Origin of the sequence: Pseudomonas sp. 21615526, from assembly GCF_013386245.1 — a bacterium.
Taxonomy (GTDB): domain Bacteria; phylum Pseudomonadota; class Gammaproteobacteria; order Pseudomonadales; family Pseudomonadaceae; genus Aquipseudomonas.
On record NZ_JACAOM010000122.1, the window covers coordinates 17,964 to 33,231 of the forward strand.

14 protein-coding genes are annotated in these 15,268 nt (G+C 61.7%); 7 read left to right on the forward strand and 7 right to left on the reverse strand.

The window, feature by feature from the left end:
- Positions 1-8: 8 nt before the first annotated feature.
- The 4 genes from HX786_RS27150 to HX786_RS27165 all read right to left on the reverse strand — a co-directional run bounded on the left by HX786_RS27150 (position 9) and on the right by HX786_RS27165 (position 5,220).
- Positions 9-956, reverse strand: a complete 948-nt coding sequence (locus HX786_RS27150; RefSeq protein ID WP_003210215.1) for a FecR domain-containing protein — start codon at positions 954-956, stop codon at positions 9-11.
- Complete coding sequence (locus HX786_RS27155; RefSeq protein ID WP_087692459.1) at positions 953-1,450, reverse strand: sigma-70 family RNA polymerase sigma factor; 498 nt, start codon at positions 1,448-1,450, stop codon at positions 953-955. The genes HX786_RS27150 and HX786_RS27155 overlap by 4 nt, the downstream gene beginning before the upstream one ends.
- A 248-nt stretch (positions 1,451-1,698) precedes the next feature.
- Complete coding sequence (gene metE, locus HX786_RS27160; RefSeq protein ID WP_178912860.1) at positions 1,699-3,987, reverse strand: 5-methyltetrahydropteroyltriglutamate--homocysteine S-methyltransferase; 2,289 nt, start codon at positions 3,985-3,987, stop codon at positions 1,699-1,701.
- 387 nt (positions 3,988-4,374) lie between these two features.
- Positions 4,375-5,220, reverse strand: a complete 846-nt coding sequence (locus HX786_RS27165) for a LysR family transcriptional regulator (protein ID WP_256735332.1) — start codon at positions 5,218-5,220, stop codon at positions 4,375-4,377.
- A 207-nt stretch (positions 5,221-5,427) separates the two neighbouring features.
- On the opposite strand from HX786_RS27165, the gene HX786_RS27170 reads away from it, so the two are divergent.
- Entirely contained in the window at positions 5,428-5,901 is a 474-nt protein-coding gene (locus HX786_RS27170; RefSeq protein WP_178912861.1) for a GNAT family N-acetyltransferase, read from the forward strand.
- Between the two features lie 220 nt (positions 5,902-6,121).
- Here the strand turns inward: HX786_RS27170 and HX786_RS27175 are convergent, their stop codons facing one another.
- Positions 6,122-6,784 carry a DUF2268 domain-containing putative Zn-dependent protease gene (locus HX786_RS27175; RefSeq protein ID WP_178912862.1) on the reverse strand — a complete coding sequence of 221 codons (663 nt, stop codon included), beginning with the start codon at positions 6,782-6,784 and terminating at the stop codon, positions 6,122-6,124.
- A gap of 184 nt (positions 6,785-6,968) precedes the next feature.
- On the opposite strand from HX786_RS27175, the gene HX786_RS27180 reads away from it, so the two are divergent.
- Together HX786_RS27180 and HX786_RS27185 are read left to right on the forward strand one after the other, a co-directional pair.
- Entirely contained in the window at positions 6,969-8,066 is a 1,098-nt protein-coding gene (locus HX786_RS27180) for a carboxynorspermidine decarboxylase (protein ID WP_178912863.1), read from the forward strand.
- A gap of 29 nt (positions 8,067-8,095) precedes the next feature.
- On the forward strand, positions 8,096-9,340 hold the full coding sequence (locus tag HX786_RS27185) for a saccharopine dehydrogenase family protein (protein ID WP_003211412.1): 1,245 nt from the start codon (positions 8,096-8,098) through the stop codon (positions 9,338-9,340).
- Between the two features lie 213 nt (positions 9,341-9,553).
- Here HX786_RS27185 and HX786_RS27190 read toward each other — a convergent pair whose 3' ends face one another.
- Entirely contained in the window at positions 9,554-10,333 is a 780-nt protein-coding gene (locus tag HX786_RS27190) for an IclR family transcriptional regulator (protein ID WP_008435411.1), read from the reverse strand.
- A 215-nt stretch (positions 10,334-10,548) separates the two neighbouring features.
- Between HX786_RS27190 and HX786_RS27195 the strand changes: the two genes are divergently transcribed.
- The 4 genes from HX786_RS27195 to HX786_RS27210 are packed head-to-tail and all read left to right on the forward strand — an operon-like array spanning position 10,549 to position 14,007.
- Positions 10,549-11,331 (forward strand): ABC transporter substrate-binding protein, encoded by a 783-nt coding sequence (locus tag HX786_RS27195; protein ID WP_003211407.1) that lies wholly within the window; start codon positions 10,549-10,551, stop codon positions 11,329-11,331.
- Positions 11,328-11,996 carry an ectoine/hydroxyectoine ABC transporter permease subunit EhuD gene (gene ehuD / locus HX786_RS27200; RefSeq protein ID WP_008435412.1) on the forward strand — a complete coding sequence of 223 codons (669 nt, stop codon included), beginning with the start codon at positions 11,328-11,330 and terminating at the stop codon, positions 11,994-11,996. The genes HX786_RS27195 and ehuD overlap by 4 nt, the downstream gene beginning before the upstream one ends.
- Entirely contained in the window at positions 11,993-12,745 is a 753-nt protein-coding gene (locus HX786_RS27205; protein ID WP_087694235.1) for an amino acid ABC transporter ATP-binding protein, read from the forward strand. The genes ehuD and HX786_RS27205 overlap by 4 nt, the downstream gene beginning before the upstream one ends.
- Entirely contained in the window at positions 12,742-14,007 is a 1,266-nt protein-coding gene (locus HX786_RS27210) for an FAD-binding oxidoreductase (protein ID WP_177022012.1), read from the forward strand. The genes HX786_RS27205 and HX786_RS27210 overlap by 4 nt, the downstream gene beginning before the upstream one ends.
- A gap of 62 nt (positions 14,008-14,069) precedes the next feature.
- Here HX786_RS27210 and HX786_RS27215 read toward each other — a convergent pair whose 3' ends face one another.
- Entirely contained in the window at positions 14,070-14,756 is a 687-nt protein-coding gene (locus tag HX786_RS27215) for a M24 family metallopeptidase (protein ID WP_178912864.1), read from the reverse strand.
- Between the last annotated feature and the right edge of the window lie 512 nt (positions 14,757-15,268).

A 15,268-nucleotide genomic window follows, 5' to 3' on the forward strand; every position in this document is an offset into this window, starting at 1 on the left:
GAAAAAGATCAGCGCGGCTCGACCGTCACCCAATACCCCGTCAGGCTGCTGACCTTGACCGGCAAGGTTTCCTGCAACAGGTGCAGGCTGGCATCGGTATCGCGCAGGGGAAACGCACCCGACACCGTGAGGTCGGCAACCGAGGCATGGCAGCGCAATACGCCGGCGCGATAACGCCCCAGCTCATCCAGCAGGTCCGCCAGGCGCATATGCTGGGCCAGCAGCATGCCGTTCTCCCAGGTCAGGGTGCTGACATCCAGCGGCTCGACGGCGGCTACCCGGTCAACACTGAAGGCGCCCTGCTCGCCCGCCTTGACGATCACCCCCTGGCCGGCATGCACCGCCAGCAACTCCACTGCGCCTTCGGTCACGGCCACTCGGCTTGCCTGCTCACCCACCCGCACGCTGAACCGCGTGCCCAAGGCCCTGGCGGTACCGTGGCGGGTCTGGACGATGAACGGGCGATGGGCCGAATCCTTGGCGGTGGTGATCAGCACTTCGCCCTTGAGCAGCTCGATACGCCGCACCTGCTCGGAGAACGCGATATTCAGCGAGCTGCCGGTGTTGATCAGCATGCGTGTGCCGTCGGGCAAGGTGAGGTTCCTTTGTTCGCCGATGGCCGTGTGCTGGTCGGCGGTCCACTGCTGCCACGGCACCTGCCGATACGCCAGCCAGGCCGCCGGGCCGGCCGCCAGCAACAACCCGAGCGCCTGGCGTCGGCCGAGGGATTTTTTGCGCCCGATGCGCTTCAAGGTATCGCCGGCAATCGCCGCCGGCACGCTGTTGAAGTCCCCCAGAATCGCCTGCGCCCGTTGCCAGGCCTGGGCATGCTGGGCGCTGCGGCCCTGCCACTGGGCGATGGCGCGGCGGTCTTCATCGGTGGCGCTGCCGGATTGCAACTGCACCATCCAGTCGGCGGCTTCACCGAGGATCAGCGGATCAATCGACTGGCTCATGCCACGCTCAAGCAGGCCAGGAAGGCCTCGCGCATGTAGCGTTTGACCGAAATCAGCGACACACCCAGGGCATCGGCGATCTGCTGATAGGTCAGGCCGTCGATCTGCGACATCAGGAAGGCCTGGCGGGTTTTTTCCGGCAGATCCCGCAGCATCGCCTCAATGCGGTACAGCGCTTCGAGGATCAGCCAGCGGGTTTCCGGCGAAGGTACATGCTGTTCGGGCAGGTGGGCGATGGTTTCCAGGTAGGCGCGTTCCACTTCCTGGCGGCGCCAGCTGTCGATCATCAGGCCCTTGGCGATATGGGTCAGCAATGCCCGTGGTTCGGCGCCCAGGTGGGTGCTGGTTTGCCGGGTGAGCAGGCGCATGAACGTGTCATGGGCCAGGTCGGCGGCATCGCTGGCGTTGCCCAGCTTGCGGTCCAGCCAACGGTGCAACCATCCATGGTGTTCGCAGTACAGGTCCTGGATATGCAGATTGAGGGGAGACGACATGCCGATCACCGGGGCGCGCCGGGCGGTGGGGCCCAAGCGTAATTAAGAATTGATCGCATTCTAGTCTGCGCGGGGTAATGCTGGCAATTTCATGATTTTGATAACGCCGGTGACCCAATGTGGGAGCGGGCTTGCTCGCGAATGCGGTGGGTCAGTCGACATCTCCAGCGGCTGATACTCCGTATTCGCGAGCAAGCCCGCTCCCACATTTTTGATCTTCACCCGGCGTTTGATTCCGGGTGTCTGGATCAGGCCAGTTCGGCCCGCAGTTGACGCGCCGCTGTCACCATGTGAATCAGCGCCGCTTCGGTCTCCGGCCAGCCACGGGTTTTCAGGCCGCAATCCGGGTTGACCCACAGGCGTTCGGCCGGGATGCGTTTGGCTGCCTTGCGCAGCAGGTTGGCCATTTCCGAGGCATCCGGCACCCGTGGCGAGTGGATGTCATACACACCTGGGCCAATGTCGTTCGGGTAGGCGAAGGCTTCGAATGCCTCCAGCAACTCCATGTCCGAGCGCGAGGTTTCGATGGTGATCACGTCGGCATCCATGGCCGCGATAGACTCGATCACATCGTTGAATTCGCTGTAGCACATGTGGGTGTGGATCTGGGTTTCGTCGCGCACACCGGAGGCGCACAGGCGGAAGACTTCGGTGGCCCAGTCCAGGTATTCCTTCCACTGCGCCCGGCGCAACGGCAAGCCTTCGCGGAACGCGGCTTCGTCGATCTGCACGATCTTGATCCCGGCGGCTTCCAGGTCCACCACTTCGTCACGAATCGCCAGGGCGAGTTGCCGCGCCTGTTCTTCGCGGCTCACGTCTTCACGGGGGAACGACCACATCAGCATGGTCACCGGGCCGGTCAGCATGCCCTTCATCACCTTGTTGGTGAGGCCCTGGGCGTAGCGGATCCACTCCACGGTCATGGCTTTCGGACGACTCAGGTCACCGAAAATCACCGCCGGTTTCACACAACGGGAACCGTAGCTCTGCACCCAGCCGAAGCGGGTAAATACATAACCGTCCAACTGTTCGGCGAAGTATTCGACCATGTCGTTACGCTCGGCTTCACCATGCACCAGCACGTCCAGGCCAAGGTTTTCCTGCACTTCGACAGCGTGGCGGATCTCGCTGTGCATGGCTTCGACGTATTCGGCTTCGCTCAACTTGCCGGCCTTGTAGGACTGGCGAGCCAGGCGGATCGAAGCAGTTTGCGGGAACGAACCGATGGTGGTGGTCGGAAACAGCGGCAGGTTCAGGCCGGCCCGTTGTTTCTCGATACGTTGGGCAAACAGCGAGTCACGCTGGCTGTCCTTGGCGGTGATCGCCGCCACACGGGCTTGCACCGCCGGCTTGTGGATACGCGGCGAAGCGGCACGGGCCGCCTGCACGGCACGGCTTTCGGCCAGGGCGGCGATCACGTTCGGCGCTTCAGGCTGGTTCACGGCCTGGGCCAGCACCGCCACCTCTTCGCACTTCTGCACGGCAAACGCCAGCCAGCTTTTCAGCTCGGCATCCAGCTTGTCTTCACGGCACAGGTCTACCGGGCTGTGCAGCAACGAGCAGGATGGCGCCACCCACAGGCGATCACCCAGGCGCTCATGAGCATGCTGCAAGGTGGCCAGGGCTTTTTCCAGGTCGCAGCGCCATACGTTACGGCCGTTGACCACGCCCAGGGACAGCACCTTATAAGCCGGCAGGCGATCGAGGATGGTCGGGTACTGATCCGGTGCACGCACCAGGTCGATGTGCAGGCCGTCCACCGGCAGGTTGGCTGCCAGGCCGAGGTTCTCTTCCAGGCCGCCAAAATAGGTGGCCACCAGCTTCTTCAGCGGGTCGCGCTGGATCAGGTTGTAGGCACGCTCGAAGGCGTTTTTCCAATCCTGCGGCAGGTCCAGCACCAGGATCGGCTCGTCGATCTGCACCCACTCCACGCCCAGGTCCGCCAGGCGCTGGAAGATCTGCCCGTACAGCGGCAGAAGGCGGTCCAGCAGGTCGAGTTTGTCGAAATCACCACCCTTGGCCTTGCCCAGCCACAGGTAGGTCAGCGGGCCGATGACGACCGGCTTGACGGTGTGGCCGAGGTCACGGGCTTCCTTGACCTCTTCGAACAGTTGCTCCCAACCCAGCTGGAATTGCTGGTCGGCGCTGAATTCAGGGACCAGGTAGTGATAGTTGGTGTCGAACCACTTGGTCATTTCCTGGGCGTGGGCACCGCCGCAGCAGTTGTCACTGACGCCACGGGCCATACCGAACAGGGTGTGCAGGGTGGCTTTGCCGTCGGCCGGGCGGAAACGCTCGGGGATCACACCGAACATCAGCGAGTGAGTCAGTACCTGGTCGTACCAGGCGAAGTCACCGGCGGGCAACAGTTCGATGCCGGCTTTCTTTTGCAGGTCCCAGTGCGTCTTGCGCAGTTCACGACCTACGGCGCGCAAGCCGGCTTCGTCGAGCTCGCCCTTCCAAAACGCTTCCTGCGCTTTTTTCAGTTCACGATCGCGACCAATGCGCGGGAATCCAAGGGAATGGGCAACAGCCATGACGTAAAGCTCCAATGTGTTTGTATGGGAGCCATTGTCGGGATCGAGTGATAGTGAGACAAACTCATTTTATTTGAGATGATCACAAGTTCCACTCATGATGAAATGCACCGCCCAGGCTTGAGTGATCGCGCGGCGCTCACGCCCATGCGCGCGGGAGTGGGTGGGCCTTGGTTTTGCTTATCACTGAAATAGCTGGCGGCGTCTGTTTCGGTGCCCGGCCGCTCAGCATACTTTTGCTTCCCAAGCCCCAAGGAAGCCCCCACATGGAACAGCAGCCGCCACTGACCACCCTCCTCGTTCACTTCGTAGCCCTTGGGCTCACACTCCTCGGCATCGGCAGCCTGGCGCTGCTGATGGCCTGGGCCGGGCGTCTGATTTTCTAGTTCAATCGGCGGGAATATCGGTGCTCAACGTGCGGATCAACGCTTGCGCCTGAGAGTCCCGCTGCGCCGTATACAGCACCACTTCGCGACTGGGCAGCGGCGGCAGGTCGAAACGCTGCTCCACGTCGACGCAGCCACTGGGCGCCATTCGCCCAACCATCGCGCCGATGCCAATTCCCGCCACCACTGCAGCGCCGATCGCCAGGATCCCGCTGCCCACGAACGCCTCTTCCCAGGCACGGTTCTGCTCGGCCAGCGCCGCCATCACCATGCTGCGCATGCCGCAGGGTTCCGGCTGGATCGCCAGGGGCAACGCCCCGCCCTGGCGCAATTCGAAGTCGTGGGAAGCCATCCAGCCAAAGCGTTCGATGCCCACCACTTCGCCGTCCTGGCGACGGTTGTCGTGCCGCAGGATCATCGCCACATCCAGCTTGCCCTGCTCGTAGTTCATCAACATATCCCGCGAGGTGCCGAGGCTGAACGCCACGATCACGTCCGGGTCGGTGGTCGCCAAACGTCGCAGCCACAGGCTGAGATCGGCGCCGACAATGTGGTGGCTGACGCCCACGCGCAAGGTGCGTTTCTGCGGGCCAAAACAATTCATCGCATCCTGGTAGTTGTCCAGCAAGCGGCGGGCGCTGGCCAAAAACATCTGGCCATGGGCCGACAGCGTGACCCGTCGCGGCGTGCGTTCCAGCAGCTTGCGGCCAAGGCTTTCTTCGAGGCGTTTTATCTTCAGGCTGATAGCCGCCTGGGTGCCGCCGATAGCATCGGCGGCGCGGGTAAAGCTCTTGAGTTCGGCGACCAGGACGAACGCCTGGATGGCGTCGATATCGGGCATTTTCATGGATGGGCTGGCGATAGAGAGTCAAGACGTGACGTTAGCATGCCGCGCCTGCTGACCAAACCACTGCATGATCAGCACGCAGCCTGGGTGTGACGCCGCCGGCGATTGCACGGTTGGCCACTCGGTGGTGGACCAAGTTGAAGACCAATACGTGATACCAGGAGAGCGTTATAGTCGCTGCATCGAATAGGGAATTGAGTCAATACAGTGGATAGGTCAACGGACGGTTTGTCGATACGCACCCTCTCGGCGTTGCCCGAAGAGATCCTGGTATTGGAAGCAGAAGCCGTCGCCGAAGGATTCAGGTTTCTCACGCGACTCGTTGCAGAGTGGTCCAGCGGCGCCAACCGTTTTGACCAGCCAGGCGAATGTCTTTTGGGTGTATTCAGCAACGGGCAGTTGATCGCCGTTGGCGGTTTGTCCCATGACCCTTACGCCGGTCCGGAGGTTGGCAGGCTGCGCCGGGTGTACGTCGCACAGGCATCAAGGGGACGCCAGGTGGGCAAAGTGTTGGTGTGCCAGCTTTTGGCACGCGCGGCGCAATCCTTCCATGTCGTGCGCCTGTCTACCGACACCCACGAGGGCGCAAGCTTTTATCTGCGCTGCGGGTTTGAGCCGGTACAGGACGAACATGCAACTCACGCTAAATCATTAATTGATCAGGAGGCTTCATGCAGGTGATCAACGACAACCAGCCTGAATACGTTCGGGGGGAGATGACGGTTTGATGTCAGTGTGGGTGCGTTTTTGTCATGTGGGAGCTGTCGAGCTTTAGCGAGGCTGCGATAGCGGTGTGTCAGGCAGCTTATTTTATCGGCTGTGCCGCCGCCTTCGCAGCCTCGCTGAGGCTCGACAGCTCCCACAGGGGATAGGGGTTGTTTGGTGGGCTTGTGTTTCAAAGTCAGGCCACCAACCCCGCTTTGGCGGCATTGGCGAGTATGTCTTGGGCGGGTACATTGACCCATGTGGCGGCGTCCACCTCGCCCTGTTTTGCCAGCCAGGCCTCCACCATCTGGTAGCCCAGCGTGTATCCCAGCCATCTTGGCCGCGCGCCGGTACCAAAGAACCATTCACTGTGATCGTAATACGTGGCGTCTAGAAGACGGCGGTCTACCGGGGCACTCAGCAGTTCCTGGGGGGCAAGCGCCCGCTCCCACAACTCCGGCTCACTGCCCAGCACCTGCCGCACAAACTGCCCGGCCAGGCCCTCACTGACCATCGCCTCCCCCAGCGTCCAGCCATAACCGGGGCCCGCCATGCGCAGGCAATGGTGCACCTCATGCACCACGTGTCGACGCAATGCACCGCTTTGCAGGCTGGTGAGGAAATTCGGGTTATCGGGATCAAGGGTCATGCTGAACATCGTGCTGCGATAAGCACGGCCCACCAGGCCGAGTTCCGGAAGGGTCTCCCCCGGCAACCGCTGGATCAGGATGTCCAGCCGCGGCGGCGGCAGCAGTTGCGCGATTGCCTCGTAGGCAACCTCAAACTCTCGGATCAACTCCGGGCGAAACTGCGCCAGGCTCCCCGAAGCTTCCAGCCAATGCAGCGTCCATGCGTCCATTCTCACCTCTCGTCGCCCAAGCCGTGGTCCGTTATCAAAGCGGCTCATCATACCTACGGCCTGTCATATTCACAGGCCAGCTTATAACCGGGCCAGCAAATTCCGCTGACTAACCTTTCGATCTGTCCCAAGTGCGGGCACAATGCGTGTCCTTTTTTGGCAGGCACCGCCGCAGGCTCTGAAAATGATCAAAACGCCGTACTACCTCATCGACAAACAGAAGCTTCTGGTCAACATGCAGAAGATCGCCTACGTGCGCGAACAGTCCGGCGCCAAGGCTCTTCTGGCCCTCAAATGCTTCGCCACCTGGTCTGTGTTCGACCTGATGCAGGAATACATGGACGGCACCACCTCGTCGTCGCTGTACGAGCTCAAGCTGGGTCGCCAGAAGTTCGAAGGTGAAGCCCACGCCTACAGCGTGGCCTGGGCCGACGATGAAATCGAAGAGATGCTCGACAACTGCGACAAGATCATCTTCAACTCCATCAGCCAACTGCAGCGCTTTGCCGAGCGCAGCGAAGGCAAGACCCGTGGCCTGCGCGTCAACCCGCAAGTGAGCAGCTCCGACTACCTGCTGGCCGACCCGGCGCGCCCGTTCAGCCGTCTGGGCGAGTGGGACCCGGTGAAGATCGAAGATGTGATCGAGCAAATCTCCGGCTTCATGTTCCACAACAACTGCGAGAACGGTGATTTCAACCTGTTCGACCAGATGCTCAACACCATCGAAGAACGCTTCGGCGCGCTGCTGCACAAGGTCAACTGGGTCAGCCTCGGCGGCGGCATCCACTTCACCGGTGAAGGCTATGCCATCGACGCCTTCTGCCAGCGCCTCAAGGCGTTCTCGCAGAAGTACGACGTGCAGGTGTACCTGGAACCCGGCGAAGCGGCGATCACCAACAGCGCCTCCCTGGAAGTGACCGTGCTCGACACCCTCTACAACGGCAAGAACCTCGCCGTGGTAGACAGCTCCATCGAAGCCCACCTGCTGGACCTGCTGATCTATCGCCTGAACGCCAAGCTGGCGCCAAGCAATGGCGAACACACCTACATGGTGTGCGGCAAGTCGTGCCTGGCCGGGGACATCTTCGGTGAGTACCAATTTGATCAGCCGCTGGCCATCGGCGATCGACTGTCGTTCATCGACACGGCAGGCTACACCATGGTCAAGAAAAACTGGTTCAACGGCCTGAAAATGCCGTCCATCGTAGTGAAACAACTCGACGGTACAGTCGAAGTGGTTCGTGAATTTGGTTACGACGACTACCTGTCCAGCCTTTCGTAAAGCGGACAGATAAAGGAGAGATAAAGCAATTGAAAAAGAACGTTCTTATCATTGGTGCAGGAGGTGTCGCCAAGGTGGTGGCCCACAAGTGCGCGCAGCACAACGACGAACTCGGTCGTATTGCTATCGCGTCGCGCAACATCTCCAAATGCCAGGCCATCATCGACAGCGTCAAGGCCAAGGGTAGCCTCAAGGTACCCGCCGACATCCAGGCCTTCGCGCTGAACGCTTTGGACGTGGAAGCGACCAAGGCACTGATCCGCGAGACTGAATCGCAGATCGTCATCAACGTCGGTTCCGCGTTCCTCAACATGTCGGTATTGCGTGCCTGCATCGACACCGGCGTGGCGTACCTCGACACCGCCATCCACGAAGAGCCGGGCAAGGTCTGCGAGACCCCGCCGTGGTACGGCAACTACGAATGGAACCACCTGGAAGAGTGCAAACAGAAGAACATCACGGCCATCCTTGGCGTGGGCTTCGACCCGGGTGTGGTCAACGCTTATGCAGCGCTGGCGCAACAAAAGCATTTCGACCGCATTGATTCGATCGACATTCTCGACGTCAATGCCGGCTCCCATGGCAAATATTTCGCCACCAATTTCGACCCGGAAATCAACTTCCGCGAATTCACCGGACAGGTGTGGAGCTGGCAGAACAGCCAGTGGACCAGCAACACCATGTTCGAAGTCAAACGCACCGACGACCTGCCTGTGGTCGGTTCGCAGAACCTGTACCTGACCGGCCACGATGAAGTGCACTCGCTGTCGAAAAACCTCGACGTGCCCAATGTGCGTTTCTGGATGAGCTTCGGCGAACACTACATCAACGTGTTCACCGTGCTGAAAAACCTCGGCCTGCTCTCCGAAAAACCGGTCACCACCGCCGAAGGCCTGGAAGTCGTGCCGCTGAAACTGGTCAAGGCCGTGCTGCCCGACCCGTCGTCGCTGGCGCCTGGCTACACCGGCAAAACCTGCATCGGCGACCTGGTCAAGGGCACCAAGGATGGCCAGCCACGCGAGCTGTTCATCTACAACGTGGCCTGCCACGAAGAAGCCTTCGCCGAGACCGACAGCCAGGGCATTTCCTACACCGCCGGCGTACCGCCGGTAGCCGCAGCGCTGCTGGTTGCCCGTGGCGAGTGGGACGTGAAGCACATGGCCAACGTCGAGGAACTGCCGGCTGAGCCGTTCCTGAAGGCGCTGGACGTGATGGGCTTGCCGACTCGGATCAAAGACGAGAACGGTGACCGTGCCTGGGATGCGATTGCCTGACAGGCGATAGTTGACCGAACAAAAAAATGCGCCCTCAGGGGCGCATTTTTTGTTGGGGCTCACATAAATATCAAAGAACAATGAAGATCAAAATGTGGGAGCGGGCTTGCTCGCGAATGCGGTGTGCCAGTCACTGCATCTGGCGACTGATACACCGCATTCGCGAGCAAGCCCGCTCCCACATTTTGGATTTGCTGTGTTCTTGAGAGCGGGTTACTCCAGGTTACGGGCCGAATTGCTCAACGCCCTTGAGCACTGCAACAACGCCGGCGCCAACTGCTTCTCTGCATCCGCCCGGCTCCAGCGACTGGTCGGCGCCACCACATGCACCGCCGCCACCGGCCGGCCGTTCGCCCCCAGCACCGGCGCGCCGATGGTCATGTCCCCCAGGAACAGTTCCTGGCCATTCACCGCATAGCCCTGCTCGCGCACCTGCTGCAACGACTCCATGATCCTGTCGACCTCAGTCAACGTCTGGCTGGTGTGCGCCACCCGCTGGCTGTGCTCGATCAATGCCAGCGCCTCATCCTGCGGCAACGCACTCAGATACGCGCGCCCCGACGCCGTGCAATACATCGGCACCCGCGAGCCAATCGGCATGTGTACCGGCACGAAGCCCGAGCTGACAAACCGCGCGATATACGTCATGTCGTAACCCGCAGGCTCGGTCAGGCACGAGGTTTCTCCCGTCAGGCGGGTCAATTCCGAGAGGAACGGGTTGGCCACTTCAATCAGCGAATGCGCATCCAGATAACTGAAGCCCAACTCCAGCACCCGTGGTGTGAGTTGGTAATGACGGGTGCGCGAGTGTTTCCGAAGGTAACCCAGGCTCTCGAGGGTAAACACCATGCGCTGGGCCGAGCTTTTGGTCATGCCGGCGGCCTCGGCCACCTCTGCAAGGCTCATGCTGCGGCGCTGGGCGCTGAATGCCTTGAGCACCGACAGGCCTTTTTCCAGGGATTGGTTGTGCAAGCTGTTGCGTTCTTCGGACATGGCGAACTCGCGGTCAGGTCGATCAAGCGTGGCGATATTTCTACACGAAATCGCGAAATTCGACCACTAAAAATCGCATACCGATACGAATGGTTCATTTTATCTATTTTCTATAGCTTAAAACGATTTTATTTAATCGAAATGGCACAGAGCTTGCGGTTTGCTCGGTAACCGCTCGCGGTACTGACGATCCGTTTTCCTTCTGGAGTAACCCGATGAACAGTCTTTCGCCCTTGTTTCGCCGCCTCGCCTTCGGTCTTTGCGCCACCTTTTGCGTGGCCACCGTGCACGCCGCCGGTGCAGCCTCGTACAAAGTCGGTGCAACGGCCAGCGGTTCGCCGTTCACCTTCCTCGACATCAAGAGCAACAGCATCCAGGGCGTGATGGTCGACGTCGCCAACGCAGTGGGCAAGGCCGGTGGTTTCACCAGCGAAATCGAGCAGACCAACTTTGCCGCGCTGATCCCGTCCCTCACCTCGGGCAAGCTCGACTTCATCGCCGCCGGCATGCTCAAGACCCCGGAGCGTGCTCAAGTAGTGGACTTCAGCGCGCCGGTGTACGCCTACGGTGAAGGCCTGATCGTGAGTGCCGACGACAACGCGACCTATACCGACCTCAGTTCCTTGAAGGACCAGGTAGTGGGTGTACAAGCCGGCACGATCTTCTACGACATGCTCAACAAGTTGGGGATCTTCAAGGAAATCCGCACCTACGACTCCATCGGCGAAATGGTCCGCGACCTGAGCCTGGGCCGCATCAAGGCCGCCGTGGGTGACCAGCCGGTGGTGGCGTACCAGATCCGCCAGAAGCTGTTCAAGGGCGTGAAGCTCGCCGCCGACTACAAGCCGGTCAACGTCGGCGAGGTGTGCCTGGTGGTGCGCAAAGGCGACAGCGAAACCCTCGCACGCCTGAACCAGGCCATCGCCAGCATCAAGGCCGACGGCACCCTGGACGCGATCCTGAAGAAGTGGGGGCTTGATGCCCAGGTGCAGCCATGAACCCGGCTGAATTCCTGCAAAACGCCCAGGACTTCCTGCCGATCCTGCTGCAAGGCGCCTGGGTGACGATCCAGATCACCGTGCTGTCGTTCCTGCTCAGCAGCGCTATCGGCCTGGTGCTGGCGCTGCTCAAACTGTCGCCGATCAAGGCGCTGTCGTGGGCGGCGAGCACCGTGATCAATGTGATTCGCGGCCTGCCGATCATCGTGCAGCTGTTCTACATCTACTTCGTGTTGCCGGACATGGGCGTGCACCTCAGTGCATTCCAGGCGGGTGTGATCGGCATGGGCATCGCCTACTCGGCGTACCAGGCGGAGAACTTCCGTACCGGCATCATCGCCGTCGAACAGGGCCAGCGTGAAGCCGCCGAAGCCCTGGGCATGCGCTCGGTGCTGATGATGCGCCGGGTGATCCTGCCCCAGGCGTTTCGCATCGCCTTGCCGCCCTACGGCAACACCCTGGTGATGATGCTCAAGGACTCATCGCTGGTGTCGACCATCACCGTGGCCGAGATGACGCGCCAGGGCCAACTGATCGCCTCGTCCACCTTCCAGAACATGACCGTCTACACCCTGGTCGCCCTGCTCTACCTGCTGATGAGCCTGCCGCTGGTGTATGGCCTGCGCCGCATGGAACAGCACCTGGGCCGGAGGAAAAAAGCATGATCGAGATTCGCCAACTGCAAAAGCACTACGGCACCCATCGCGTGCTGCACGGCGTCGACCTGGACGTGGCCAAGGGCGAAGTGGTGTGCCTGATCGGCCCGTCCGGCTCGGGCAAATCCACCTTGCTGCGCTGCATCAACGCCCTGGAAGCCTACGATGGCGGCACCATCAACGTGTTCGGCGAAACCGTGCAACGTGGCAGCAAGACCGTACACGCCCTGCGCAGCCGCATGGGCATGGTGTTCCAGCGCTTCAACCTGTTCCCCCATCGCACCGTGCTGGAAAACGTGATGGAAGGCCCGGTGTACGTCAAGGGCGAACCGCTGCAACAGGCCCGGGAAGAAGCCTTGGCGCTGCTGGATAAAGTCGGCCTGTCGGCCAAGGCCGATGCCTACCCGGAACAACTCTCCGGCGGCCAGCAACAGCGGGTTGCCATCGCCCGCGCACTGGCGATGAAACCCGATGCGATGTTGTTCGACGAACCCACTTCGGCCCTCGACCCGGAACTGGTGGGCGATGTGCTGGAGGTCATGCGCACCCTCGCCGACGAAGGCATGACCATGATCGTGGTGACCCACGAAATGGGCTTTGCCCGGGAAGTGGCCGACCGCGTGTGCTTCCTGCACGGCGGCTACATCGTGGAGAGCGGGCCGGCCGAGCAGGTGCTGGGCAACCCGCAACAACCGCGCACCCAGGACTTCCTGCGCCGCGTGCTGCACCCGACGGCCAACACCCGGAGCCTGCCATGAAGTCACTCTGGGCCGCGACGGCGCCCGCTGCACCGCAAACACCCGCGTTGGCTGAGTCATTGAAGGTGGACGTGGCCATCGTCGGCGCTGGGTATACCGGCTTGTCCACGGCGCTGCACCTCGCGGAGCGCGGCGTCAGCGTGTGCGTGCTGGAGGCCAACGAGCCCGGCTGGGGCGCGTCCGGGCGCAATGGCGGGCAGGTCAACCCGACACTCAAATACGACCCGGATCAACTGGTGCAGATGTACGGTGCCGAGCGCGCCGAGCCACTGATCAACACCGTGTCCAACTCTGCCGACCTGGTGTTCAACCTGATCGAGCGCCATGGCATCGACTGTGCGCCCACACGCAAGGGCTGGATGCAGGTTTCCTATTCCGAAAAAGGCGTGGCGGGCCTGCACGCCCGGGCCGAACAGTGGGCACGTCGCGGGGTGCCGGTGCAGCGCCTGGATGCCGGCGCGGTGTCCGCCCGCATGGGCAGCCAGGCGTTTGCCGGTGGCTGGCTGGACGGTCGCGCGGGCGCCATCCAACCCTTGGCCTATGCTCGGGGCCTGGTGCGTGCAGCCCAGGCGGCGGGCGTGCGCATTCATGGGCAGAGCGCAGTGACCGCGATGCAACAGGCGGGCGCGGGCTGGAAGTTGCAGACCGCGAGCGGCGCGCAGGTGTCGGCCGGCCAAGTGGTACTGGCCACCAACGGCTACAGCGGCGACTTGTGGCCCGGCATGGCCCAGAGTGTGCTCGCGGCCAACAGTTTTATCGTCGCCACCCGGCCCTTGAGCGGGCCTGCGGCCGAGAGCATTTTGCCGGGGCAGGAAACCGTCTCAACCGCCCAACGGCTGCTGCTGTACTTTCGCAAGGACGCCCACGGTCGCCTGCTGATGGGCGGGCGCGGGTTGTTCGAAGATCCCACCGGGCCCGCAGATTTTGCGCACCTGGAGCGCTCGCTGGCACTGTTGTTTCCCCAGCTGGGCAAGCTGGACTTCGAGTACCGCTGGGCGGGCCGGATCGCGATCACCCGGGACTTTATGCCCCACGTCCACGAGCCTGCACCGGGGCTGACCCTGGCACTGGGCTGCAACGGGCGCGGGATTGCCTTGTGCACCAGCCTCGGCCAGCAACTGGCCGGGCGCCTGTGTGACAGCCGCTCCGACTTCGCTTACCCGGTAACGCCTTTGCAGCGGTTGCCACTGCATGGCTTGCAACGCTTCTACATCGGCGCGGGCGTGGCGTGGTACAGCCTGCTGGATCGCCTCTCCCTGTAGGAGCGAGCTTGCTCGCGAAAAAACCGAAGGCGCCGCGTGTCCTCAGGAGACCGGCGCCTTCGTCAAAGCTCGCAGACCTTTCCCTCATCACTGAAGAAATAGATATTTTCATGCTTGTAGCCCCAGCGACCGCCTCGCTCGCGAGCATGCGGCTCGAAGGTAAAGCACGTCACCTCCTCCAGGCGCCGATGATTGCCCGCCTCGATGTAGAGCCTTTGGTCACGCTGCTCGCAGATGCTGTGGCCGACGTTGCCGGCGAAATCGAGGTTCTCGAAACCCTCGGATGCGATCAGGTCATTGGCGAACGCGTGGAGATCGTTGAACGTGGTTTCAGGCCGGGCGAATGTGCGCATCATCGCGTGTAGCAGGTGCTCGACTTCATAACCCCTGCTGAACTCGGCCCCCACCGGCACCGCCCGGCACACGCCCTCCTCCACATAGAAAGAGCGGGCACAGTCGCCCCACACATTGCCTGCTCTCGGGCTCAAATCCACCGTGATCAGATTGTGTAAACCAACGGCTTCATCACTGGGCCGATAGTCGCGTCCCGACACCGAAAGCGCACTGCGCGAACCCAGCAATACGAAGGCCGGGCAGTCGTAATACCAGGTCTGCGGATAGCCGGAATCCGCGAGCATCTGCGTCGCCATTTCGGCGATGGAGGCTTCGGTGGACTGTGGCGTGATTCGCGTAACGAGGTGCTGCAGCACCGACTTGGCGGCGGCCTGGACCACGCGATTAGGCAACATGGATTGTCTCTGACTGATGAGGGATTGCGTCGATGGTAGCAGCACTCTCCTCGACAGGGAGACGCACTCGGATTTTAAGCTCGTTCCCACGCTCCGCGTGGGAATGCCTACGGTGACGCTCCGCGTCACAAAGGCAGACGCAGAGCGTCCAGGGCTGCGCTCCCACGCAGAGCGTGGGAGCGATCAATAGCCGGAGCACCGACTTGGCGGTGGCCTGGACCACACGATTGTGCAACATGGACCGTCTCTGACTGAGGGAGACATGCTCGGATTTTTCCGACAACTGTTTCAGGTTGTCGGTCGGACCCGGGCTGACTAACCTCCCGCAGTCGCTGCCAATTCAGCGACCGGATTTGACCGTCCGACCAATCGACGACTGCAACGCCCACACCTATTCCAGGCGTTTTTTTTATGCCTGAGGTATCGTGTCGCGGCGGCTGTGCGCGGGATACCTTCGGGTATGCCGGGTTCGTTGATAACCGGTCGGTCAACCCGCGTACAGCTGCCACCCT